Here is a 21,690-nt window from a genome sequence, read left to right as displayed (position 1 = left end):
GACAATACCTTCAATTGACAAGTTAATTGAAGGTACCAAAACGCAGGTGCCTTTTGCAGTATGATGGAAGATTAAGAAAAAGGAGAAAAGGATATGGATGGAACCATGTTAGCATTGGTGAAAAAAGAACCGGGGAAAGGATTGGTAATGGAGCGGGTGCCGATTCCGTCGCCAGGACCGGAGGAAGTAAAGATTAAAATCCATAAAACTTCTATCTGCGGAACCGATTTGCATATTTATAACTGGGATGCCTGGTCCCAGAAAACGATTCAAACCCCAAGAGTCATCGGGCATGAGTTTGTGGGAGAAATTGTAGAGTTAGGCAGCGCCGTGCGTGGCTTTCATGTCGGGGACGTGGTTTCCGGCGAAGGCCACATCGTCTGCGGCACCTGTCGGAACTGCCGGGCGGGGAACCGTTATCTTTGCCCCAATACAGTCGGAGTGGGTGTTCAGCGGGATGGCGCATTTGCCGAATACCTGGTGATTCCAGCTGACAATGTGATTGTTTGCCCTCCGGAAATCTCGGAAGATATTTGTTCTTCTTTTGATCCGCTGGGAAATGCGGTCCATACGGCGTTGACCTACGACGTGGTCGGCGAGGATGTATTGATCACCGGGGCGGGACCCATCGGTATTATGGCCGCTACTATTTGCGACCATATTGGAGCACGAAAAATTGTAATTACGGATGTGAACCCGTACCGTTTAAATCTGGTATCGGAGATGAGCCGCGCCGTGCCGGTAAATGTGGCGGAGCAGAAGATCGAAGATGTGATGCACGAGCTGGGAATGCGGGAAGGCTTTGACGTGGGACTGGAAATGTCCGGAAACAGCGCGGCTTTTCGCATGATGGTAGATACCATGAAGAACGGAGGAAAGATCGCTCTTCTTGGCATCCACAGCAAACCGCCGGAAATTGACTGGGATAAGGTGGTGTTCCATGGCCTGACAATCCAGGGCATCTATGGACGGAAAATGTTTGAAACCTGGTATAAAATGATCGCGATGCTGCAAAGCGGATTAAATATCGATCGTGTACTGACCCATCGGTTTGACGTCCGGGATTTTGTCAAGGGCTTTGAAGTAATGAACACGGGAAAATCTGGCAAGGTGGTCCTGGATTGGACAAAGCTGCATGAGGAGGAGACGAAATGAAAAAGAGCGCTTATTCCTATTACCAGAACACGCTGAAAGATCTGAAAAAAGAGGGACTTTACAAGGAAGAGCAGACGATTGTAACCAGACAGAGCGCGCAGATCGAAACAAAAGAAGCGGGTCCCTGCATCAATTTCTGCGCCAATAATTATCTGGGATTAGCTGGGAGCGAAGAACTGGTGGAAGCAGCGAAGGCTGGCTTAGACCGCTGGGGCTTCGGTATGTCTTCCGTGCGGTTTATCTGCGGGACCCAGGAAATCCATAAGACGCTGGAAAAGAAACTGGCAGGTTTTCTTGGCATGGAAGATACGATTTTATTCGGATCCTGCTTTGATGCCAACGGAGGGATTTTCGAGTGCTTGTTGGATGAAGACTGTGCGGTGATCAGCGACGAGCTCAATCACGCCAGTATCATCGACGGCGTCCGGCTTTGCAAGGCAAAACGGTATCGCTACCACAACAACGACATGGGCGATTTGGAACGGTGTCTCAAAGAGAGCAAGGAAGCCCGAATTCGCTTGATTGTGACAGACGGCGTGTTTTCCATGGATGGAATCATTGCCAATCTGGCGGGGATCTGTGACTTGGCAGAGCAGTACGACGCTCTTGTTATGGTAGATGACAGTCATGCGGCTGGATTTGTCGGAGAACATGGACGTGGCACGCCGGAAGCCTGCGGCGTGATGGGCCGGGTGGATATTGTGACCGGAACCTTGGGAAAAGCTCTGGGCGGAGCCAGCGGCGGCTACGTGGGAGCCAGCGCGGAAATCGTGGATTTGCTGCGCCAGAAGAGCCGTCCTTACCTGTTCTCCAATACCTTGGCGCCTTCCATTGCCGCATCTTCGGTAAAAGCCTTGGAGATGGCAGAGCAGGAAGACTGGAGAAGAGAACGTCTGCGGGAAAACACCGAGTATTTCCGGAAAGAAATCCAAAAGATCGGATTTGATATCATCGAAAGTACGCATCCGATTGTAGCGATTCTGTTCTATGAGGCGGAGAAGGCGAATCGTGCGGCGGAAGAGATGATGAAGCAGGGAATTTATGTGCGTTCCTTCGTGTACCCGGTGGTGCCAAAGGGAAGAGCAAGAATCCGCGTGCAGCTCTCGGCTGCCCATACCAAGGAAGAGTTAGATCGGGCGCTTGCGGCATTTCGGAAGGTAAAGGAAGGGTAATCACGTGCTCTTATAGATACAAGGTAAGTATGGAAAAATCCAGGCGTTCAAACAGATCAAAATATTTTGTAGGGTTTGAGCGCCTGAATTTTACTCCATTTGCGTTATTCCTTGCAACAATTACAGCAAACAATTATTTTCCCGGTTTGCAATTTGTAAAAATAGGTTCTGAAAATAAAGGCTAGGCGGTGCTGGACTTTTCTCGGCCTTCGTGTTACAATTCTGATAGTAAAAATAATTGATTAACGGAGGCAAAGATGGCGAAAGGCCGTTGGAACGAGAAGGGGACCTTTGACCGGATGAAGGCCCTGAATGTAGAAAATGTATATTTTAAAATTTTGCGGGAGCATCCCATTTCCCGCATCCGGATTTCGCAGGAGACCGGGCTCAATAAAATGACGGTGACGAACTGCGTCAAAACGCTTTTGGAACAGGATATTGTCTGCGAGTTAGAGCAGGAGGAGAGCAGCGTCGGTCGGCCGCCGATTTTGCTGGATTTGAATCCTACTTTAGGTGTGCTGATTGGAATTGAGATCAATATTTTAGGCTGTAAGATTTTAGTAACAGATATCAGCGGACGTATTCTACATCAAAAAATTGATGAAACTCTGGGGTGGAATCCTCAAAATTTTGTGAAAAACGTGGCGGAGATGGTTCGCGCTTATCAGAGCGATTATGGGCATTGGAAAAAAGGCGTAATCGGCGTCGGCATTGCCTTGCCGGGCAACTATGACCATAATACAGGCATCGTAGAATATATTTCTACTCTTCATCAGTGGGATGGTTTTGCGATTCGCGCTGCTTTTGAGGAGGCGATTCCGGATGTCCCGGTGTATTTTCAGAACGCCGGACGGGCCGGAGCCAAGGGAGAGATTGATTTTGGATTTGCCCCCTTTGATTTAGATATGGCTTATATCCACGGGGCCATGGGACTGACGCTTTCCATGTATTCCAGTCAGGGAGTTCATATGGGAGACAAGGGATTTACCGGCCGTTTCGGGCATATCATTATCGATGTCCATGGACGTCAGTGTCTATGCGGGAACAGGGGATGTTTGGAAATGTATGCCTCAGTGGGCTCTTTGGCCAGAACGCTTTATCCTGAGGAGAAGATCGGCCTATCTCAAGTGGAAGAGCTTCTTTCGCGAAAGGAAAAAAAGGAGAGTATTCTGGAAGAGGAGTTGGATCAATTGATTTTTTATTTGGCCGTTGGCATCGGCAATATTGTAAACTGTTTTCATCCGGAGCGGGTCTGCATCGGAAACTATCTGGGTCTCTTGCTAAAGGGTAGGGAGGAAGCCTTGAATCAGGCGGTAAACCGTTTGACCTTGGAGCACATGAGGAAAGAAAATCGGATTTTTGTCTCGAACCTGGGAGAATGGGGCGCTGCTTTCGGGTGTATTTCCACGGTGAGAAGCCAGTTGATTCAAAATGAGGAAAAGAGCGACGCATGTTGACCCGATCTTGATAGAAAGCCGTTAAAAAGAGAAGAAAAAACAGCTTGACAAATCAGAGATCTGTGTTATAGTGGTAATTAGTAAAAATAATTTATAAAAAATCTGCGCATAAACAGCGGATTTTTCTTATTCGCAATTAGTAAAAATATTTTATAAAATGAAAGGAGAAGCAGGATGAAAGCAATCATGGTCATGTTTGACACGCTGAATCGCCGGATGCTGTCACCCTATGGCTGCGACTGGGTCAAAACGCCGAATTTTGATCGGCTGGCAAAAAAAACAGTGAAATTTAACCAGAGTTACGCGGGAAGTTTGCCCTGTATGCCGGCACGCCGGGAACTGCACACGGGCAGATTGAATTTTCTGCATCGCAGCTGGGGGCCGCTGGAGCCTTTTGACGATTCCATGCCGGAGCTGCTGAAGAAGAACGGTGTGTATACTCATCTGATCAGCGATCATTACCATTATTGGGAGGATGGCGGCGCGAATTACCATACCCGCTACAGCAGCTGGGAGATCATCCGTGGGCAGGAAGGCGATGCCTGGAAGGGTCAGGTTCGAGAACCGGAGATTCCGGAATGTGTCAGCCGGAAGCCGGGAGCGCTCTGGAGAAATGATTGGGTCAACCGGGGGTATTTGAAATCAGAGATGGATATGCCTCAGTATCGAACCTTTGAAAGTGGGAAAGAATTTATCCGGAGGAATTTGACGGAGGATAACTGGTTTTTGCAGATTGAGACCTTTGATCCCCACGAGCCCTATTTTACGCAGGAGCATTATAAGAGCCTGTACCCTCATGACTATGATGGGAAGCATTTTGACTGGCCTCCTTATATGCCCGTAAGCGAAAGCGAGAAGGAAGTGGAGCATGTCCGCTATGAATATGCGGCTCTGATGACCATGTGCGATCACTATCTGGGAGAAATCTTGAATCTGATGGATGAGTTTGACATGTGGAAAGACACCATGCTGATTGTCAATACGGATCATGGTTATCTGCTGGCGGAGCATGATTGGTGGGGAAAATGCACAGCTCCTTTTTATGACGAAGTATCTCATACGCCGCTGTTTATCTGGGATCCCCGCTGCGGCTGCAAAGGGGAAGAGCGGAACGCACTGGTGCAGACCATTGATATGGCACCGACCCTGTTGGATTTCTTTGGAGTTTCGATTCCAAAGGATATGCAAGGATTTTCCCTGAAGGAGACCATCGCCAAAGACCAGAAGGTTCGGGAGGCGGGATTATTTGGCATCTTTGGCGGCCAGGTAAATATCACGGACGGACGTTATGTCTACATGAGAGCTCCCAACGCAGAATTTGACGGAGACCCTTACGCGGGCCAAAATCTCTATAACTATACGCTGATGCCGACCCATATCCGCGGGCCGTTTTCCCTGGAGGAACTGAAAACGGCGGAGATGGCCGAGCCGTTTCCTTTTACCAAGGATGTGCCAGTGATGAAAATTTCTGGGGAAATTGTGCTTTCCCGGACGCCGGACAACAAAAAGCCCCTGGTTCACTACCGGACGGAGCTCTTTGATCTGGAAATGGACCCGAAACAGGATCATCCGATCGAGGAACCAGCGGTGGAGGAGCGGCTGGTGCGGGAAATGGTGCGTTTAATGAAGGAAAACGACGCGCCGTCGGAACAGTATAGAAGACTTGGCCTGGAAAAATATGTTTTATCGTAATCGTAGAAAAAGAATGCCTCTGCCAGGAATGTGCCACAGGCGTTTGTGTGAATAAACAAAAAAGAAGGAGAGAAAGTATGAAGATGAAAAGAAAAGTGTTGGCGGCAGCAGCAGTTGCCGTAATGGCTTTGGGATTGATGGGATGTTCTTCCAAAGGAGAATTTCCCTCGGAAAACATCAATATGATCGTCCCCTTCGGCAGCGGAGGAGGAACCGACCTCCTAGCTCGTGTGCTGGGGGATGCGGCAAAAGAGGAACTGGGTCAGTCGGTGGTGGTCACCAATGTAACCGGCGCCAGCGGAACCGTGGGAACTGCCCAGGCGGCGGAGGCAGAAGCGGACGGTTATAATCTGATTTTTAACGCCTCCGGACCGATGGTATTGCAGCCTCATATGATGGATGATCTTAGGTATAGTTTAGCTAGTTTTCGGGCCGTAGCGGGCATTGCCAGCGAGCCGACCTGCCTGGCTGTGAAAGCGGATTCTCCCTATCAGACGATAGAAGATTTGGCGGCTGCCAGCGGGACCGTGACAGCCGGACATACGGGTGTGGGAACGCTTCATCACCTGTTCCAGGTACAGTTTTTTGAGAAAGCCGGATTAGACTATAAGCTGGTCGGCTTTGAGGGCGGAGCAAAACTGGTGACAGGATTACTTGGCGGCAATGTAGACGTGATTTCCACGGTAGTCAGCGAGATGTATTCCTACGTGGATTCCGGGGAAATTCGGATTTTAGCGGTGTCCAGTCCGGAACGCTCCCCTCTGTACCCGGATATTCCGACCTTGAAGGAAAAAGGCTTTGACATCGAGATGTCTCTGGATTTCTTCTTGATGGCTCCGAAGGATACGCCGGACGATGTGATGAAGGTGCTGGAAGAAAAATTCGGGAAGGCTGCCCAGTCGGATGCCGTGAAGAAGTTCCTGGAAACCGGGCATATCGGCGCCGACTACCGTACGGGCAGCGAGATGACGGAAAAGTTGAAGCAGGATTCGGAGATGTTTGCAAAGATTATCGCGGAGGCAGGCCTGAAATAAGCCTCCTGGAGAGGAGTTAGGATGCAGAATAAGAAAAAGAAAATGATTCCGACTGCTGTGATTATGGCGGTGGATGCGGTAGTCTTCTTCTCGATTCCCAGCCAGGTCAAGATTTATGAGGAAGGGGTGGTAAACACCCGCTTCCTCCCCTATCTGGTAACGATACTGATTTTTGTCTGCGGAATCGCGGATCTGATTCGGACGCTGCGGGAGCAAAACGAGGGAGAAGAGAAGCAGTATTTTGACAAAAAAGGAACTCTGCGGGTTTTGATCGCGGTGGCGGCCTTGGCAGTCTGGCTTTTGGTCATGCCTAAAATCGGTTTTGTGATCGCCACGGCGCTGCTTTCCGCCGGGATTATGCTTCTTGCCGGAAATCGAAGCGCCGTACAGATCCTGTCGCTCTCTCTGATTTTGACCTTGTCGGTGTATGCGCTTTTTAAACTGGCGCTGAATTTGAGACTTCCCCAGGGGCTGTTCTTTTTCTAGGAGGAAACGGATATGATGGACAATATCGTAGCGGCTCTGGGAAATATGCTTTCCCTGGAAATGTTTTTATGTATGTTTGCCGGGGTGGCCGTGGGGATTGTAGTCGGAGCTTTGCCAGGATTAAGCGCGACGCTGGCGGTAGCCTTGATGCTTCCCTTCACCTTTGGCATGTCGCCGACCGCCGGAATTTTGATCTTGGTGGGAGCCTACTGCGGCGGCGTCTACGGCGGAAGTATTACCGCTATTTTGATCCGCACGCCGGGAACGCCGGCTTCGGTGGCCACCGTAGCGGACGGCTATGCCATGACGAAAAAGGGAAGAGCCTATGAGGCATTGATGGGTTCCTTGCTTACCTCCACCATTGGAGGACTTTTGAGCGGATTAGCGCTGCTTTTGATTGCGCCTTTGATTGCGAAGTTGGCGGTGAATTTCGGTCCGCCGGAATATTTTGCCTTGGCGATGTTCGGACTTACGATTATCGCTTCCGTTAGTGGAAAATCCCTGGCAAAAGGAATCATGATGGCTGGCTTGGGACTTCTCTTTGCCTGTGTGGGGATCGACCCTTACGAAGGTCAGGCCCGATTTATCTTCGGGCAGAGCTTCCTGTACTCCGGCGTGGGCATGGTGCCGGCCATGATCGGCGTGTTTGCGATTGCCGAAGTATTCAATCAGATCGAGGTACGGATCAAATCGGTGGCGGCGGAATTCGGCGATGTCTCGGTGGATTGCAAGCAAAAATATCCATTGAAAAATCTGCGTCCCCATGTGCCGAATATTCTTCGTTCCAGTATCACCGGCATCATCGTCGGCGCGATTCCGGGAACCGGTGGAGCGATTGCTTCCTTCCTGGCCTATAACAATGAAAAGGCAAAATCAAAGCATCCGGAAGAGTTTGGCAATGGCAGTATGGACGGAATCATTGCCGCGGAAACCGCAAAAAACGCCACGACGGGAGCGACGCTCATTCCGATGTTTACCTTGGGAATACCGGGCGATACGGTAACGGCTATTCTTTTGGGAGCGTTGACGATCCATGGGCTCAGCACTGGGCCGAAGCTCTTTACCGAACACGGCGTCCTGGTGTATACGGTGATCATCGGATTTTTCCTGGTCAATCTCATCATGCTGCTGCAGGGACGCTTTGCCATCCGGTGGTTTTCCAAGATTACGCAGGTTCCTTCGTCGATTCTGCTTCCTATTATCCTGGTGCTTTGCCTGGTGGGCGCTTATGCCAGCAATAACTCCTTTGCCTCGGTGGGAATCGCTGTTTTCTTCGGCGTATTGGGCTTTGTCCTGGGGAAATTCGGATTTCCGATGGCTCCCCTTTTGATCGCGATGGTTTTGGCCCAGCTGACCGAGATGTCCCTTCGCCAGTCTCTGATCATGTCGGATGGGAGTCCCTTGATCTTTGTACAGAGACCGATTTGCCTGGTATTCCTCTTGCTGGCGTTGTTTTCTGTAGGGATTCCACTATGGAAAGAGAAGCGGGCGAAGGGGAAACAGTAGTGTTATTTCGAGCTTACTGCGCAAAATTTATGGGCTGCTTTTACGGCAAGAGAGCCGTGAGAGCGGCCCATTCTATTTGGGTGGCGGAAAAATATTACTTTTTACAATTTAAGGTAACTGAGGAACGTGATACTGCTTTGGAAAAGAAAAATTACGCGCTTGCTTTTTAAAGGGAAATCAGGTATAGTTAATGAAGTTTATAAAAGGAATGGGTTACGATGATTTATCTTGTTTTTTTTCTTGTCAGTCTAGGAGCGTCAATTCTTGGTTCGATCTGTGGAATTGGCGGAGGGATTATTATTAAGCCAACGCTGGATTCTCTGCAGGTAATGGGCGTCGCATCGATCAGTTTTTTGTCCGGATGTACGGTCCTGACGATGAGTATGGTTTCCGTATATAAGATCATGAAAGCGGGCCAGGTAAAAATTCAGATGAATACCGGAACCCCTCTTGCGATTGGCGCGGCTGTCGGCGGAGTGGTGGGCTCTCAGATATTCCAATACATAAAGGCCCATGCCCAGGATCCGGCTGCGGTGGGTCATACCCAGTCGTTGGTCATGGTAGGCATGATGGTGGTCGTCCTTTTTTACACGATCTTTTCTGCGAAGCTGATCTCGTTTCACGTAAAGAGCAAAGTGGTCTGTGCGTTGCTGGGAGCGGCACTGGGAATTCTTTCTTCCTTTTTGGGAATCGGCGGAGGGCCGTTAAATCTAGCGGTGCTTTCCCTATTTTTTTCCATGGACACACGCCATGCGGCGGCGAATTCGTTGTATATTATTTTGTTCTCTCAATCGGCCTCTTTCCTGGTGACACTGTTTACGGGCGCCGTACCGGAATTTTTGCCGTTGGCTCTGATGCTGATGGTAGGGGGCGGCCTCATCGGCGGAAACCTGGGAAGTCTGATCAATAAGCGTCTTCAGGAAAAGCAGGTTCGAGTCTTGTATCTGTGCGCCTGCGTGGGAATTTTGATTTTAAGTTTCCATAACGCGGGGTTGTTTTAGGAGGAAGTATGAAATTACGTCACATTAATATTATGATTAAACCGGCGTCCGGCAACTGCAATATGCGCTGCCGGTATTGCTTTTATCATGATGTCAGCGAACTTCGGGAAGTAAAATCTTATGGAATTATGAGCGAAGAGACGCTGGAGAAGATTGTAAAAAAGGTTCTGGAGACTGCGGAGGAAAGCTGTGCTTTTGTTTTCCAGGGTGGAGAGCCGACGCTGGCCGGTCTGGATTATTTTCGATCTCTGGTAGATTTTCAAAAAAAATACAATACAAAAAAGATCGAGGTCTCTAATTCGATTCAAACCAATGGGCTGAAGATAGACGAGGAATGGGCGGAGTTTCTCCATGAAAACCATTTTCTCGTCGGCTTGTCCATCGATGGAACCAAAGACATCCATGACAGGCTGCGTCCAGATGCGGCGGGGAAAGAGACTTATAACCGGATCTATCGGACGGCTCAGCTTTTAAAAAAATATCAGGTGGAGTTTAATATTTTAACGGTGATTACGAGGCAATCCGCCAGGAGAGCCTATAAAATCTATCATCAGTATAAGAAAAACGGATGGCGGTATCTCCAATTTATCCCCTGCCTAGACCCCTATGAGTGGGAGAGGGGGAGTTCCGATTACTCTTTAACGCCGGAGCTCTATACCGAATTTTTGAAAACTTTGTTTGATGAGTGGTTTGCGGATCAAATAAAAGGAGATTCGGTTTATATCCGCTATTTTGACAATCTGTTGGGGATTCAAATGGGAGTGGAACCGGAAAGCTGCGGGTTGATGGGCCGTTGCATTCCTCAGCTGGTCATCGAGGCGGATGGAAGCGCGTATCCCTGCGATTTTTATGTGATGGATGAATATCGGATGGGAAATCTGGCCGAAGAGCCGCTGGAGCAACTGATGCAGAGCGAGGGAGCGCTTCGCTTTGCCATGGAGTCCGCGCAACCGGAAGAAAAGTGCAAGACTTGCCGTTTTGGCTATCTTTGCCGCGGTGGCTGTCGAAGAGACCGGGACGACCGCGGAGCGGTAGGGCTGAATTATTATTGCGAGTCCTATCAGGAATTTTTAGCTTATGCCGAAAAGAATTTGCAGGCTCTGGCAGAATACTATTCGGAACCGTGATACATTTCTTTACTGTTTAGCAATCGGTTAAATTTTGGAGGATATTCCGCAGTTTCGGAATATCCTCATGATAATTTCCCAAACAAGTCTAAGATTCACACCCTCATAGTCATGTACAATGCGGTTGCGTAAGCCATACATTTCGCGCCAAGGAATTTCAGGATGTGCTTGTGCAAAGGTACTATCAACGAAATGACATAGCTCGCCAAGTTGACTGAGATTAAACACACAAGCTTCCACTAGTTTTATGTCTGACGAAAAACTGCCATAAGTATAGCCAGAACAATAATCAATTAGTTTTGTTGAATATTTATGCATTTTTTGAAGGACTGTATCATTTCTCATAGATCGTTACTCCTGTAGAACGGATTTCGCGGTCAATTTTGGAATCTTTTTCAATATGTGATATATCAAAAACATCTACAGGCATTCCCGTCGCACATCGAACAGCTTCTATAAAACCCACAAAGCTTAATCCACGTAAATTACTATCTACGAGTAGATCAAGGTCGCTTTTTTCTGTGGCCGTGCCTTTTGCCACGGAACCAAATAGGATGGCACGTGAAATGTCATAAGCATGAAAAACTGGTACAAGGACTGTCTGAATTTCAGAAAGATTCGGTATCATTTCAGCACCTCCTTTTGCTTTTCGTATACACCAAAATTTCAGAAGTGGAAAGATAGAAATTCGTTTCGGCGAATTTTTTTCTTTGTAGAGGCTGTAAAAGAAAAAGTGTTCTGCTATTTTCTGAAATGTCCTTTCCTTAAAAAGAGTAGTCTTTATAAATTTCGGTTAAAGCAATATAAAAACAAACAGTTTTAAACTGTTAAGACTACAGGATATTAGTGTTGGAGAAAAATTTAGAAAGACTATATACTGATACTATCAAAAAATCCAGGAGGGGAAATCATGAAAAAGGAGACAATCTGGAACAAGGATTTTATCCTTCTGCTGACAGTAAATGCCTTTGTCTTTATCAGTATGCACATGCTCTCTACCACAATCGCCAAATACGCTATGACCTTGCAGGGAACAGCGGCAGTGGCAGGTTTGATCGCGGGAGCATTCAGTATCACATCGATTATCGTAAGACCAATCTGTGGAAATCTCATCGACCGGAAGAAAAAGAAAAGTCTGTATATGTTTTCCCTGGTTACTATTTTGGTCAGTATGATCGGGTATAGTCTTTCCAGCACAAACGTGATGTTATTGGTGTTCCGTTTGGTGCACGGCGTTGGCTGGGGATTTGCTACCACCATTGGCATGACTATGGCGGCCAATACGGCTCCCGAAGGAAAGATCGGAGAAGCGTCAAGCATATATGGCTTGGCCAATGTACTGGCCATGGCGCTGGCTCCCAATCTGGGGACATTCTTAAACGAAAATTACGGATACCGGGTTATGTTTATCGGAGCAGGCGTGATTATGGCCTTTGCCGTCGTCTGCCTCTTCCTGGTAGCGGACCAGTCGGTGCCAGCTGGAAATGGCAGGCAGAAATTTACTGTTGGCAGCCTCGTACAGAAAGAAGCGTTGATTCCTGCAGTGGTATTATTTCTCAGTGGGATGGTCTATACCTCGATCACCACATTTTTGATTATCTATGCAACAGAAGCCGGTATTTCGAATCCCAGCACATTCTTTACTGTTTATTCGGTAGCGATTTTGATCGTTCGTTTGAACAGTGGAAAAATTGTAGACCGAAAGGGCCCGGAGTACATATTGATTCCAGCAGGATTCTTTTTCTGCGGATGTCTGTTGGTTCTTGCCAATTTAAAAAGCGCGCCCATGTTATATCTGGCGGCGGGACTGATGGGTTTTGGCTACAGTGGAAATCTTTCCACCTTGATGGCGTTATCCTTTAAGCGTGCGCCGAAAGAGAAGAGGGGCGCTGTCAGCAGTACCATCAATGTCGGAATGGATGTGGGAACGGGTATCGGTTCCACTGTAGCCGGTATTTTAGCCGGCTGGCTGGGATATCAGAAATTGTATTTGGCGCTGTGTATCCCCGTGATCATTTCTACACTTTTGTTTGCCTTTGATCAGAAGGCTTTTAAACAGAAAAAGTGGATCTATAAACGCGAATCGCAAGTACCCAAAAGATCATGATGGATGAGAAACAAATCATGGCTGCATAGAAAGGAAGATGTTTATGTCAGAAGGAAAAAAAGTGCGGGTATATCCCCCGAAAGAGTGCAGGGAATTACCCCGGAGCGAGACCTCCTATCCCTTTAGCGCCGCCGACCGTCTGGTAGAACCAGTGGAATTGTCGGAGTATGGCTTTGAGGAACGGGAGTTTCTGATCAAAGGGCAATCCAATGTATATGAGTGGCCTGTTGGCCAGGACAGTCCTACCGTGCGGACAAAGGATGCGCCTTACTGCACCCGTATTTTGATTCGCCGTCCGGCGGAGCCTGCCAAGTTTAATGGTATTGTGGTTGTGGAGCCCATGAATTATGCTTCCAAATACGATCGTTCCATTCCCGGCTGGGGCCATTGTTTTGAATATTATCTGGAACACGGCATCGCTTGGATTGGCGTAGCCATCCGTGATGTGGCGTTGGATGCCATGAAGCGTTTTGACCCGGAACGGTATCAGGAACTTTCCTATGAGAATCCGCTTCCTCCGGAAGAAAGAGGGGAACCGGCCAAGTCCTACGGTTATACCAGCAAGGACAGCGAGAATGGTTTGATCTGGGATATGCTTAGCCAATTGTGCGCTCTGTTAAAGTCAGATTCCCCGGAGAATCCCATGGCAGGCTATTCGGTGAAAAAAGTGATGGCTACGGCGGCTTCCGGCGGGGACCTTTCCTGCTATGTGCGGGCGGTTCATCCCCTTCATTGTCTGGAGGATGAGAAGCCCGTCTACGACGGATTTTTGATCTATATGACCGGAGCGCCAGGCATGATTAACCAGGTGACTCCAAAACTTCAGGAGACAGACCCCAGATGTATTTACTATTCGGAGGTGCCTTTTATCCATGTGCTGACTACCGGAGATATGGTAGGAGGCGGTTTCCATCCGGATTGGGCTTACATGCAGCGAAGACCCGACGCCGACGAACCGGGGAAAAAATTGCACCGCTACGAAATTGCAGGCTGCGGGGTTCGCGCAGGCTACGATAAGAGGCGTTGCGTATGCAGGGAGGATGTGGAGAAATCTCAGACGCCTTGGAGAGAGGATGTTCACTATGAATACGAGTTCCCGGTGCGTTATATTCTCCGGGCCGCCACCGAAGCCCTGATTCATTGGATGAACGAAGGGGTGGAGCCGCCCCATTCCCCTTTGTTGGAGTTTGAAGGTGCTTATCCGGATACAACTTTTGTTAGGGATGAAGTGGGGAATACAAAAGGAGGCATCCGTACGCCTTATGTGGACGCCCCGCTCTATGTTTACCGGGAAGAGGGTGGCGCAAAGCGCTTGCCGGATGAGATAATTCGAAAGCTGTACAAAAATAAGGAAGATTATTTGGGCAAGGTGATTCAGTCTACCGTAAAAGCAGTTCAAGACCGGTTCCTTTTGGCGGAGGATAGTGTAAAAGTGATTTTAGAGGCAGTCCAGGAACCTTTCCCGGAGGAGGCGACGGAATGAATGAAAAGAAACGGCTATATGCCGGAGCGGTCAGGGTTTGTATCACCCCGCCGCCGGAGTATTTTCCGATCACGCATTTTATGAATCATATGACACCGGGGAAACCGTCTGTCTTTAGTGGGAAAATCGCAGAAGATATTTACTTTCGTGTTTTGATTGTGCAAAATGAAGAAACACGCCTGGTATTTGCTGTGATGGATTTGCCGGGAGTGCCGGAATCGACGGAAGTGACCCAATTGATTGCGGATTGCGCCGGAGTGCCAGAGGAACAGGTAGTCTATACGGCGACTCACAATCACAGCGGGCTCTATGCGGATAACGTAGATTTTGAACGGATTTTTGGAGAAGAGTTTACAGAAAAGATCAATCGTTACCGGAAGTTTTTGCGGGAATTGATTCCCGGAGCGATCCGGCAGGCGGAGGAACGGCTGGAACCGGTACGGATGGGCGTAGCCCGCAGCGATTGCTTCCTCAATGTAAACCGGAATGAAAAAGAGCTGGGGCCAAAAGCTGGAACCTATGGATTCCGAAACGGAGGTCCCGCGGACCGGGATCTCTATCTAGTTCGTTTTGACCGAATGAACGGAGAGCCCTTGGCCGTACTTTACAATTACGCGGTTCATGCCTGCATGATGATACATAACAATCCGGAAGGGCTTGGAACAGAGATCTCCGGGGACCTTCCCGGACGGGCCTGCCGAATTTTAGAGCAGGGATGGGGAGATCAGGCGGTTGTTCTCTTTACCAGCGGCTGCGCGGGCGATATGAATCCGGTGATGATGTCGCGGGTTAATATTGTCCGTCCGGACGGTTCTATCGAAACCAAGGAATTGGGAGCTGCTGGTCCAGTAATTTTGGAATTTATGGGAAATCGTTTTGCAAGAGATGTTTGGAATACCTGGGAGAGTGTGGATGAGTGGACCGAATATGCAACGCTTTGGGCCGGCAAAAAATCCTTCCAGGTATCGGCAAAGGCGGTGACGAAACCCTTTAATGAAGACCCGGTAGCGTTTCGGGTGGGATTGTTTATGATAGGAAGTCTGGCGATAGCGGCCACCAATGGTGAAATTTTCCACGCCATTGGGCAGCGGATCAAGGAGGAATCGCCCTACCGAAATACCATGATTATCACCCATGCAGGCCAATGGACGGCTTATGTCAAAGATGACTCTGGAGAGGGAGAGTATGAAATGGCGGCCAGACGCGCGATCCGTGAATTGGAAAAGGAATTTGCAGGCGTAATATAAAGAAAGGGGAAAGGAGAACGCAGAATGACAAAATTTATCGTGAAGCGTGTGCTGACCATGATCCCGGTACTGCTCGGTGTGTCTCTGCTGGTGTTCGTGATCTTATCACTGGCGCCTGGCGACCCGGCGGTTATCATTGCCGGCGATTATGCGGAAGAAGCCATTCTGGAAGAGACAAGAGAGAACCTGGGCCTGAATCAGCCTCTGCTAGTGCAATGGTTTAACTATGTGAAGGATATTGTGACAAAGGGGGATTTCGGTATTAGCTGGAAAACCGGAAAAAGCGTAACGGAATCGATCTTTGAACGATTTCCTACCACAGTCCTGGTTGCGTTTTTGGGAGCATTTTTTACTGCTGTGCTGGGAATCGGCACTGGCATTGTATCGGCAGTGCGCCAGTATTCGATTTGGGATAACCTGGCCACCATGATTGGTATGATCGGCGTGTCGATGCCAAACTTTTTTACTGGCTTGCTGCTGGTATTTGTATTTGCTCAGAGATTAAAGATCTTACCTGCCTCCGGCAACAGTGGTTGGGAATATTATGTGCTTCCCATCATTACCATTGCTTTTTCTGCCTGCGCCGGTCAGATGCGTATGACCCGTTCTTCCATGCTGGAGGTCATGAGGCAGGATTACATACGTACGGCAAGGGCAAAGGGCCAGAGCGAGCGAAAGGTCGTCATGCACCATCAGTTGAAAAATGCGATGATTCCGATCATCACAGTGATTGGGCAGCAGTTTGGAATCCTTCTTGGCGGCTCGATGATCGTGGAACAAATCTTTTCTCTGCCTGGAGTCGGCAAGCTGATGATGGATTCCATCAACTACCGGGATTACCCGATGGTTCGAGGGTCTTTACTTCTTCTTGCTTTTGGATTCTGTACGGTAAACTTACTGGTGGATATTGCCTATGCGGTGGTAGACCCTAGAATCCGGTCCCAGTTTGCGAAGACGAAAAAAAGAAAAGCAAAGGAGGAAGCGGCATGACAGGATTCAAAGATTTTTTTCGCAGATTGTGTAAAAATCGCCTGACGGTTATCTGCCTAATTTTATTTGTGCTGATTGTGCTGGCGGTCATCTTTGCCAATATTATTGCTCCCTATGGATGGGACGAAGGAGAAATTATCAATCGCTATCTGCCTCCCAGCGCAGAGCATTTATGCGGCACAGATAATTATGGACGGGATATCTTCAGCCGTATCCTTTACGGAGGACGGATGTCTCTGGAAATCGGCCTGATTTCTGCCGTTGTGACTACGGTGCTTGGAGCCATCATTGGCGCTACATCCGCTTACTTCGGCGGAACCTTTGACAATGTAGTGATGCGTGTACTGGATGTATTTATGGCAATGCCTCCGATTCTTCTTGCTATCGCCATTGCAGCTACTTTAGGCACGGGCATGATGAATACGATGCTAGCCGTTATCATTTCCGGTATCCCCATGAAAGCCCGTGTGGCCAGAGGACCGGTGTTGGCGCTTCGAAACCAGGAATTTGTCGAAGCCGCTACCGCTTCCAATTCCTCCACGGCAAAGATTATTTTTAAGCATATTATTCCCAATATTCTGGCTCCGCTCATCGTGCAGACGACGCTTTCCATCTCCGGCGCAATCGTGTCGGTGGCAGGCCTTTCCTTCTTGGGCCTGGGCGTTCAGCCGCCGGCTCCAGAATGGGGTGCGATGCTTTCTGCCGGACGCTCTTATCTGCGCGACTACCCCTGGATGGTTATTGCACCGGGAATTGCCATGCTGCTGACTCTGTTCTCTCTGAATATTGTGGGCGACGGTGTGCGGGATGCGCTGGACCCGAAACTAAGGGATTAAGGGAGGAAGCACATGGAAAAAGAAACCTTATTGGAGATAAAAGATTTAACCATTCACTATTGTATGCACAAGAGGACGGTACGCGCCGTCAATGGAGTTTCTCTCGAAATTCAGAAAGGAGAGACCCTTGGGCTGGTAGGAGAGACAGGCGCGGGGAAAACCACGATTTCCCTGGGAATTCTTCGGCTGCTGCAGGAGCCTCCGGCCAAAATCGTAAGCGGAAGCATTCTCTACAACGGTCAGGATATTTTAAAACTGCCTCAAAATGAACTAAGGAAAATCCGAGGAAATAAGATCTCCATGATCTTCCAGGATCCGATGACAGCTCTGAACCCCATCGACACCGTGGGGGAACAGATCATGGAGGGTATCTTGCTCCATGAAAAACTGTCGAAGAAGGATGCTTACCGAAAAGCCTGCGAAACCCTGGAGATGGTAGGAATTCCGGCAGAACGTTATCACGACTATCCCCATCAGTTTTCTGGGGGTATGAAACAGAGAATCGTGATCGCTATGGCCTTGGTTTGCCGTCCGGAGCTGCTTTTGGCCGATGAACCGACGACGGCTCTGGATGTGACGATTCAGGCTCAGGTGTTGGATATGATCACCAGAATCCGAGAAGAATTGGGTACTTCCATGCTTCTCATCACCCACGATTTAGGCGTCATTGCCGATATGTGCGACCGTGTGGCTGTGATCTATGCAGGACAGATCGTGGAATCCGGTACGACCGAACAGATCTTTAATCAGACCAGCCATCCCTATACGGTGGGCCTTTTTGGCGCGATTCCAAGTCTTGATATGAAGCAGGATCGCCTGATACCCATCGACGGGCTGATGCCGGATCCGGCCAATCTGCCTGCCGGATGTAAATTCTGTCCGAGATGCAAGAAGAAAATGGCGGTCTGCGAGGCGAAAGAGCCAGAACTGGTAGAAATTGCGCCTGGTCATATGGTACGCTGTCACCTATTTTCGGGAAAGGAAGGTGAATGATTTGGCAAAAGAAATTCTGTTAGAAGCAGTTGGGCTGAAAAAATATTTTCAGACGGCGGCTGGACAGCTTCATGCCGTGGATAATATCAACTTCACGATCGAAAAAGGAACGACTTTGGGCGTGGTAGGGGAATCTGGCTGTGGAAAATCCACATTGGGTCGTGTCGTTCTTCATCTGCTGGAAAGCACAGATGGAAAGATCTTGTATAAAGGGAAAGATATTACCCATGTGGATAAAAAACAGTTAAAAGAACTGCGCAACGAGATGCAAATTATCTTCCAAGATCCCTTTTCTTCCCTGAATCCCCGGATGTCCGTGCGGCAGATCATTTCCGAGCCTTTGGAAAACGGGGGGATTCCTAAGGCAGAAAGAGAAAAAAAGATTCGGGAATTGATGGATACCGTTGGCCTGGCGGAACGATTGGGCGATTCCTATCCCCATGAGCTGGACGGCGGACGGCGCCAGAGGATCGGCGTGGCTCGCGCGATTGCTATGAATCCGGATTTTGTCGTCTGCGACGAACCGGTTTCAGCCTTGGACGTGTCCATCCAGGCTCAGATTATCAACCTGCTTCAGGATTTACAGAAGGAGCGGGGATTAACCTATATGTTTATTTCCCATGACCTGTCGGTAGTAAAATACCTATCTCACCAAATCATGGTGATGTATCTGGGGCAGACGGTAGAGTGGAGTGATACGGACGATCTTTTTGCCCACCCGCTGCACCCTTATACCCAGGCTCTCCTGTCGGCGGTGCCCATTCCCAAAGTGGGGGAGAAGAAGCAGCGGATTTTGCTGAAGGGAGAAATCGTTTCGCCCATCAACCCGAAACCCTGCTGCCGCTTTGCCAAGCGTTGTCTCTATGCGACGGACGCGTGCTTGGGCGAAGCGCCAAAACTGGAGGAGATACGGCCCGGACATTTTGTGGCCTGCCATCTTGCAAAGGATATCAATCATATTGATAAATAAAAAAGGAAAAGGAGAAACAGCATGAAAAAAGGAAAAATCTTAATGGCGTCGTTACTGGCAATGTCGATGGTGCTGACGGCTTGCTCGGGAAGCAGCGGGGAGACATCGCCTGCTGGAACAACCGTTGCGGCGGGAACCACAGCAGCCGGTTCGGAGACGGCGGGAGGCGAGACCACGGAAGCTGCGTCCGGCGAGATCACTTCCAGCAAGGATACGCTGGTATTTGCCATGAATTCCGATCCGGGTACCATGAATCCCTGGTCCGGCCCCATGGGACCGCAGCTGGTGTTGTCCTGCCAGTCGCTGGAGGCGTTGACCACTTATGATGAGAACGGAGAGTTAATTCCCTGGCTGGCGGAAAGCTGGGAATTTGACGATGACAACAAGGGATGCATCTTCCATCTGCGCAAAGACGTTACCTTCAGCAACGGCAATCCGTTCAATGCGGACGCCGTGATCTTTACCATGAAAACCGCGTCGGCGGAGAGCGCCTCTGCAAAGGGTTATTTGGCGAATGTAGACGTGGAGAAAGTGGAAAAGGTAGACGACTATACGGTTCATATTCCTACTTTGATTGAATTTGGAACCCTGCCTTATACCATGTCCAATATCTTTATCGTGGATCCTGCTGTTTATGCAGAGGAAGCTGCCCGCGGAGAAGGAATCACCGGTACCGGTCCCTTTGTCGCCACCAATTGGCAGGCTGGCGTCAGCGTAGGCTTTACGGCCAACGAGACTTACTGGAGAGGCGCTCCTTATATCAAAAATATGGAGTTTCGGATTATCACAGAGTCTTCGGTTCGTATGGTGGAGCTGGAAAATGGCGCCGTTGATGTAAATAAGAGCGCCGCTACCGAGGATATCAACCGTGTGGTAAACGGCGAGGTGGAGAATATTTCCACTTGGAAAGCAGATGTGTCCCAGGCAATCTACTATTTTGGAATCAATGTCAGCAGCGAGAAGATGAAGGATATCAAAGTTCGCCAAGCGATCATGAATTCCATCGACAGCGAGACTTTGGCGCTGATTGCCTTTGATGTATCCGGCTCGACTTCTACTAGTATCCTGCCGTCCAACATGTGGTACAGCGCGACTCTGGAAGGCGATAATGCTTATAAATACGATCCGGAAGGAGCCAAAGCTTTGTTGGCGGAAGCTGGATATCCCGACGGCATTACGGTAAAACTGGTCTGCGATTCCAATGCGTTTCGCCGTGCGATGGCAGAAGCGATGCCTGCCATGATGGAAAAGGCTGGAATTACTCTTGAGGTAGAATTTATGGAGTCTGCCGCTTTCAACACCTGGCGCCTGGAGACTAAGGGAGACGATTTTGACGTATTCCTAGGCAACATGGGTCAGCTCAATGAGCCGTCTTCAGCGATGAACACTTTCCTCAGTAAGGTAAACAATCCTCAGGGTGGTGGAAACGGAATGTTCCGTTATGCAGGTACAGAGATGTCGGATAAGATCGATCAGCTGATCAACGCAGCCTTTGCGGAGGCGGATGAAAGCGCTAGAGTTCAGATTTATGTGGATTTGCAGAATGAAATCGCATCTCAGTATATTGCAAAGGGAATTGCAGATATGTTTGATCTGAACTTGGTAGCTTCCAACCTGAAGGGAATGGTATTCCGGCCGAACGTAGATTTCTCGAAGGCATACTTTGAGTAAGTAGAAAATGAGCGGTGATTGACCAATGGGCTAGGAGGGAAGACATTATGAAACTGGCGGAAAATATCTGGCTTTTGGAAGCGTCCAGAGCAAAAGGGCGGGCGCCTGGGTTTCACTGCTATCTGGTGCGAGATAACCAGGGCTTGACGTTAATTGATACGAGCCTTCCGGGGCGAGGGGAAGATATTCTGGCAGAAATCCGAGAATTAGGATTTTTGCCGGAAGATCTCCATCGGATTTTCTTGACGCATACGGACATGGATCATATTGGAAATGCCCGGATGCTGCAGGAACAGACGTCCTGCCAGGTCTATGTTTCGGCGGAAGAGAATGCGTATTTGACTGGAGAACGAGCGCGTCTTCCCCAAAAAGCGGAGATGTTTCGGGATTTTGTACCGCCAAAGGTGGAAATCTATCCGGAAAAACTGGAAGAATATCAGGTAATTCCTGCCCCAGGTCATACGGCTGGCCATGTGTGTATTCTTTATCAGGATTGCCTTTTTGCAGGAGATTGCTGTTCGACTGAGTCAGGAAGCGTGACGGGTCCCAGGGCGGATATGACCGAGGATATGGAGAAGGCAATACAGTCTTTACAAAAAGTCTCTCTTTATAGCTTTGGCTCGTGGTGTCCTTGTCATGGAATGCCCAAAAATCATCGAGAATTGTAGCAACAAGCAGCCTCAGCAATTATGTTACTGGGGCTGCTTTCCTCCTTTTTGAAAGAATAGATAGAGTTTTCATACAAAATATATTTTCTATTTGC

The 21,690-nt window shown here is 49.0% G+C and carries 21 protein-coding genes; 19 read left to right on the top strand and 2 right to left on the bottom strand.

Annotated elements, in window-relative coordinates:
* Positions 1–93: 93 nt before the first annotated feature.
* From tdh to ACCC71_RS10220, 10 genes are all read left to right on the top strand, one after another.
* Entirely contained in the window at positions 94–1,155 is a 1,062-nt protein-coding gene (gene tdh / locus ACCC71_RS10265; protein ID WP_434309535.1) for an L-threonine 3-dehydrogenase, read from the top strand.
* Complete coding sequence (locus ACCC71_RS10260; protein ID WP_434309534.1) at positions 1,152–2,327, top strand: glycine C-acetyltransferase; 1,176 nt, start codon at positions 1,152–1,154, stop codon at positions 2,325–2,327. The genes tdh and ACCC71_RS10260 overlap by 4 nt, the downstream gene beginning before the upstream one ends.
* Before the next feature lie 257 nt (positions 2,328–2,584).
* Entirely contained in the window at positions 2,585–3,784 is a 1,200-nt protein-coding gene (locus tag ACCC71_RS10255; protein ID WP_434309533.1) for an ROK family protein, read from the top strand.
* Between the two features lie 174 nt (positions 3,785–3,958).
* A complete protein-coding gene (locus tag ACCC71_RS10250) occupies positions 3,959–5,476 on the top strand; it encodes a sulfatase (protein ID WP_434309532.1) in 1,518 nt (505 codons plus the stop codon).
* A 77-nt stretch (positions 5,477–5,553) separates the two neighbouring features.
* Entirely contained in the window at positions 5,554–6,510 is a 957-nt protein-coding gene (locus ACCC71_RS10245) for a tripartite tricarboxylate transporter substrate binding protein (protein WP_434309531.1), read from the top strand.
* Positions 6,511–6,531: 21 nt separating this feature from the next.
* Complete coding sequence (locus ACCC71_RS10240) at positions 6,532–6,996, top strand: tripartite tricarboxylate transporter TctB family protein (RefSeq protein ID WP_434309530.1); 465 nt, start codon at positions 6,532–6,534, stop codon at positions 6,994–6,996.
* Between the two features lie 12 nt (positions 6,997–7,008).
* Entirely contained in the window at positions 7,009–8,502 is a 1,494-nt protein-coding gene (locus tag ACCC71_RS10235; protein ID WP_434309529.1) for a tripartite tricarboxylate transporter permease, read from the top strand.
* Positions 8,469–8,672: a hypothetical protein gene (locus ACCC71_RS10230; RefSeq protein WP_434309528.1), complete on the top strand. Its 204-nt coding sequence runs from the start codon at positions 8,469–8,471 to the stop codon at positions 8,670–8,672. Before ACCC71_RS10235 ends, ACCC71_RS10230 begins: the two co-directional genes overlap by 34 nt.
* 48 nt (positions 8,673–8,720) lie before the next feature.
* A complete protein-coding gene (locus tag ACCC71_RS10225) occupies positions 8,721–9,503 on the top strand; it encodes a TSUP family transporter (protein ID WP_434309527.1) in 783 nt (260 codons plus the stop codon).
* 8 nt (positions 9,504–9,511) lie between these two features.
* Positions 9,512–10,630, top strand: coding sequence for an anaerobic sulfatase maturase (locus ACCC71_RS10220; RefSeq protein WP_434309526.1), 1,119 nt, complete (start codon positions 9,512–9,514; stop codon positions 10,628–10,630).
* Positions 10,631–10,657: 27 nt separating this feature from the next.
* Here the strand turns inward: ACCC71_RS10220 and ACCC71_RS10215 are convergent, their stop codons facing one another.
* Positions 10,658–10,975, bottom strand: coding sequence for a HepT-like ribonuclease domain-containing protein (locus ACCC71_RS10215; protein ID WP_434309525.1), 318 nt, complete (start codon positions 10,973–10,975; stop codon positions 10,658–10,660).
* Positions 10,965–11,258, bottom strand: a complete 294-nt coding sequence (locus ACCC71_RS10210; protein WP_434309524.1) for a nucleotidyltransferase family protein — start codon at positions 11,256–11,258, stop codon at positions 10,965–10,967. The genes ACCC71_RS10215 and ACCC71_RS10210 overlap by 11 nt, the downstream gene beginning before the upstream one ends.
* A gap of 282 nt (positions 11,259–11,540) precedes the next feature.
* Between ACCC71_RS10210 and ACCC71_RS10205 the strand changes: the two genes are divergently transcribed.
* From ACCC71_RS10205 to ACCC71_RS10165, 9 genes are read left to right on the top strand one after another with little or no spacing between them, the layout of a single operon-like run.
* Entirely contained in the window at positions 11,541–12,737 is a 1,197-nt protein-coding gene (locus ACCC71_RS10205; protein ID WP_434309523.1) for an MFS transporter, read from the top strand.
* A 43-nt stretch (positions 12,738–12,780) separates the two neighbouring features.
* Complete coding sequence (locus tag ACCC71_RS10200) at positions 12,781–14,220, top strand: alpha/beta hydrolase domain-containing protein (protein ID WP_434309522.1); 1,440 nt, start codon at positions 12,781–12,783, stop codon at positions 14,218–14,220.
* The gene (locus tag ACCC71_RS10195) at positions 14,217–15,467 is read left to right on the top strand and encodes a neutral/alkaline non-lysosomal ceramidase N-terminal domain-containing protein (RefSeq protein ID WP_434309521.1); all 1,251 of its coding nucleotides are present in this window, start codon (positions 14,217–14,219) and stop codon (positions 15,465–15,467) included. Before ACCC71_RS10200 ends, ACCC71_RS10195 begins: the two co-directional genes overlap by 4 nt.
* Positions 15,468–15,491: 24 nt before the next feature.
* Positions 15,492–16,457 carry an ABC transporter permease gene (locus ACCC71_RS10190; RefSeq protein WP_434309520.1) on the top strand — a complete coding sequence of 322 codons (966 nt, stop codon included), beginning with the start codon at positions 15,492–15,494 and terminating at the stop codon, positions 16,455–16,457.
* On the top strand, positions 16,454–17,293 hold the full coding sequence (locus ACCC71_RS10185) for an ABC transporter permease (protein WP_434309519.1): 840 nt from the start codon (positions 16,454–16,456) through the stop codon (positions 17,291–17,293). Before ACCC71_RS10190 ends, ACCC71_RS10185 begins: the two co-directional genes overlap by 4 nt.
* Positions 17,294–17,305: 12 nt before the next feature.
* On the top strand, positions 17,306–18,286 hold the full coding sequence (locus tag ACCC71_RS10180; protein ID WP_434309518.1) for an ABC transporter ATP-binding protein: 981 nt from the start codon (positions 17,306–17,308) through the stop codon (positions 18,284–18,286).
* Position 18,287: 1 nt separating this feature from the next.
* Positions 18,288–19,256: an ABC transporter ATP-binding protein gene (locus ACCC71_RS10175; protein WP_434309517.1), complete on the top strand. Its 969-nt coding sequence runs from the start codon at positions 18,288–18,290 to the stop codon at positions 19,254–19,256.
* A 21-nt stretch (positions 19,257–19,277) separates the two neighbouring features.
* Positions 19,278–20,927 carry an ABC transporter substrate-binding protein gene (locus ACCC71_RS10170; RefSeq protein ID WP_434309516.1) on the top strand — a complete coding sequence of 550 codons (1,650 nt, stop codon included), beginning with the start codon at positions 19,278–19,280 and terminating at the stop codon, positions 20,925–20,927.
* Between the two features lie 47 nt (positions 20,928–20,974).
* Positions 20,975–21,595 carry an MBL fold metallo-hydrolase gene (locus ACCC71_RS10165; RefSeq protein ID WP_434309515.1) on the top strand — a complete coding sequence of 207 codons (621 nt, stop codon included), beginning with the start codon at positions 20,975–20,977 and terminating at the stop codon, positions 21,593–21,595.
* Positions 21,596–21,690 lie beyond the last annotated feature (95 nt).

Source organism: Hominifimenecus sp. rT4P-3 (genome assembly GCF_051055405.1).
In the GTDB taxonomy this organism is placed as follows: domain Bacteria; phylum Bacillota; class Clostridia; order Lachnospirales; family Lachnospiraceae; genus Pseudolachnospira.
The sequence above is the reverse complement of the archived record's forward strand: the minus strand, read 5'-3'. Positions and strand labels throughout refer to the sequence as shown.

Bases quoted from the DNA above. Each gene is read 5' to 3' on its own strand.
- tdh (WP_434309535.1), top strand. From the start codon at position 94: ATGGATGGAACCATGTTAGCATTGGTGAAAAAAGAACCGGGGAAAGGA.
- ACCC71_RS10260 (WP_434309534.1), top strand. From the start codon at position 1,152: ATGAAAAAGAGCGCTTATTCCTATTACCAGAACACGCTGAAAGATCTG.
- ACCC71_RS10255 (WP_434309533.1), top strand. From the start codon at position 2,585: ATGGCGAAAGGCCGTTGGAACGAGAAGGGGACCTTTGACCGGATGAAG.
- ACCC71_RS10250 (WP_434309532.1), top strand. From the start codon at position 3,959: ATGAAAGCAATCATGGTCATGTTTGACACGCTGAATCGCCGGATGCTG.
- ACCC71_RS10245 (WP_434309531.1), top strand. From the start codon at position 5,554: ATGAAGATGAAAAGAAAAGTGTTGGCGGCAGCAGCAGTTGCCGTAATG.
- ACCC71_RS10240 (WP_434309530.1), top strand. From the start codon at position 6,532: ATGCAGAATAAGAAAAAGAAAATGATTCCGACTGCTGTGATTATGGCG.
- ACCC71_RS10235 (WP_434309529.1), top strand. From the start codon at position 7,009: ATGATGGACAATATCGTAGCGGCTCTGGGAAATATGCTTTCCCTGGAA.
- ACCC71_RS10230 (WP_434309528.1), top strand. From the start codon at position 8,469: ATGGAAAGAGAAGCGGGCGAAGGGGAAACAGTAGTGTTATTTCGAGCT.
- ACCC71_RS10225 (WP_434309527.1), top strand. From the start codon at position 8,721: ATGATTTATCTTGTTTTTTTTCTTGTCAGTCTAGGAGCGTCAATTCTT.
- ACCC71_RS10220 (WP_434309526.1), top strand. From the start codon at position 9,512: ATGAAATTACGTCACATTAATATTATGATTAAACCGGCGTCCGGCAAC.
- ACCC71_RS10215 (WP_434309525.1), bottom strand. From the start codon at position 10,975: ATGAGAAATGATACAGTCCTTCAAAAAATGCATAAATATTCAACAAAA.
- ACCC71_RS10210 (WP_434309524.1), bottom strand. From the start codon at position 11,258: ATGATACCGAATCTTTCTGAAATTCAGACAGTCCTTGTACCAGTTTTT.
- ACCC71_RS10205 (WP_434309523.1), top strand. From the start codon at position 11,541: ATGAAAAAGGAGACAATCTGGAACAAGGATTTTATCCTTCTGCTGACA.
- ACCC71_RS10200 (WP_434309522.1), top strand. From the start codon at position 12,781: ATGTCAGAAGGAAAAAAAGTGCGGGTATATCCCCCGAAAGAGTGCAGG.
- ACCC71_RS10195 (WP_434309521.1), top strand. From the start codon at position 14,217: ATGAATGAAAAGAAACGGCTATATGCCGGAGCGGTCAGGGTTTGTATC.
- ACCC71_RS10190 (WP_434309520.1), top strand. From the start codon at position 15,492: ATGACAAAATTTATCGTGAAGCGTGTGCTGACCATGATCCCGGTACTG.
- ACCC71_RS10185 (WP_434309519.1), top strand. From the start codon at position 16,454: ATGACAGGATTCAAAGATTTTTTTCGCAGATTGTGTAAAAATCGCCTG.
- ACCC71_RS10180 (WP_434309518.1), top strand. From the start codon at position 17,306: ATGGAAAAAGAAACCTTATTGGAGATAAAAGATTTAACCATTCACTAT.
- ACCC71_RS10170 (WP_434309516.1), top strand. From the start codon at position 19,278: ATGAAAAAAGGAAAAATCTTAATGGCGTCGTTACTGGCAATGTCGATG.
- ACCC71_RS10165 (WP_434309515.1), top strand. From the start codon at position 20,975: ATGAAACTGGCGGAAAATATCTGGCTTTTGGAAGCGTCCAGAGCAAAA.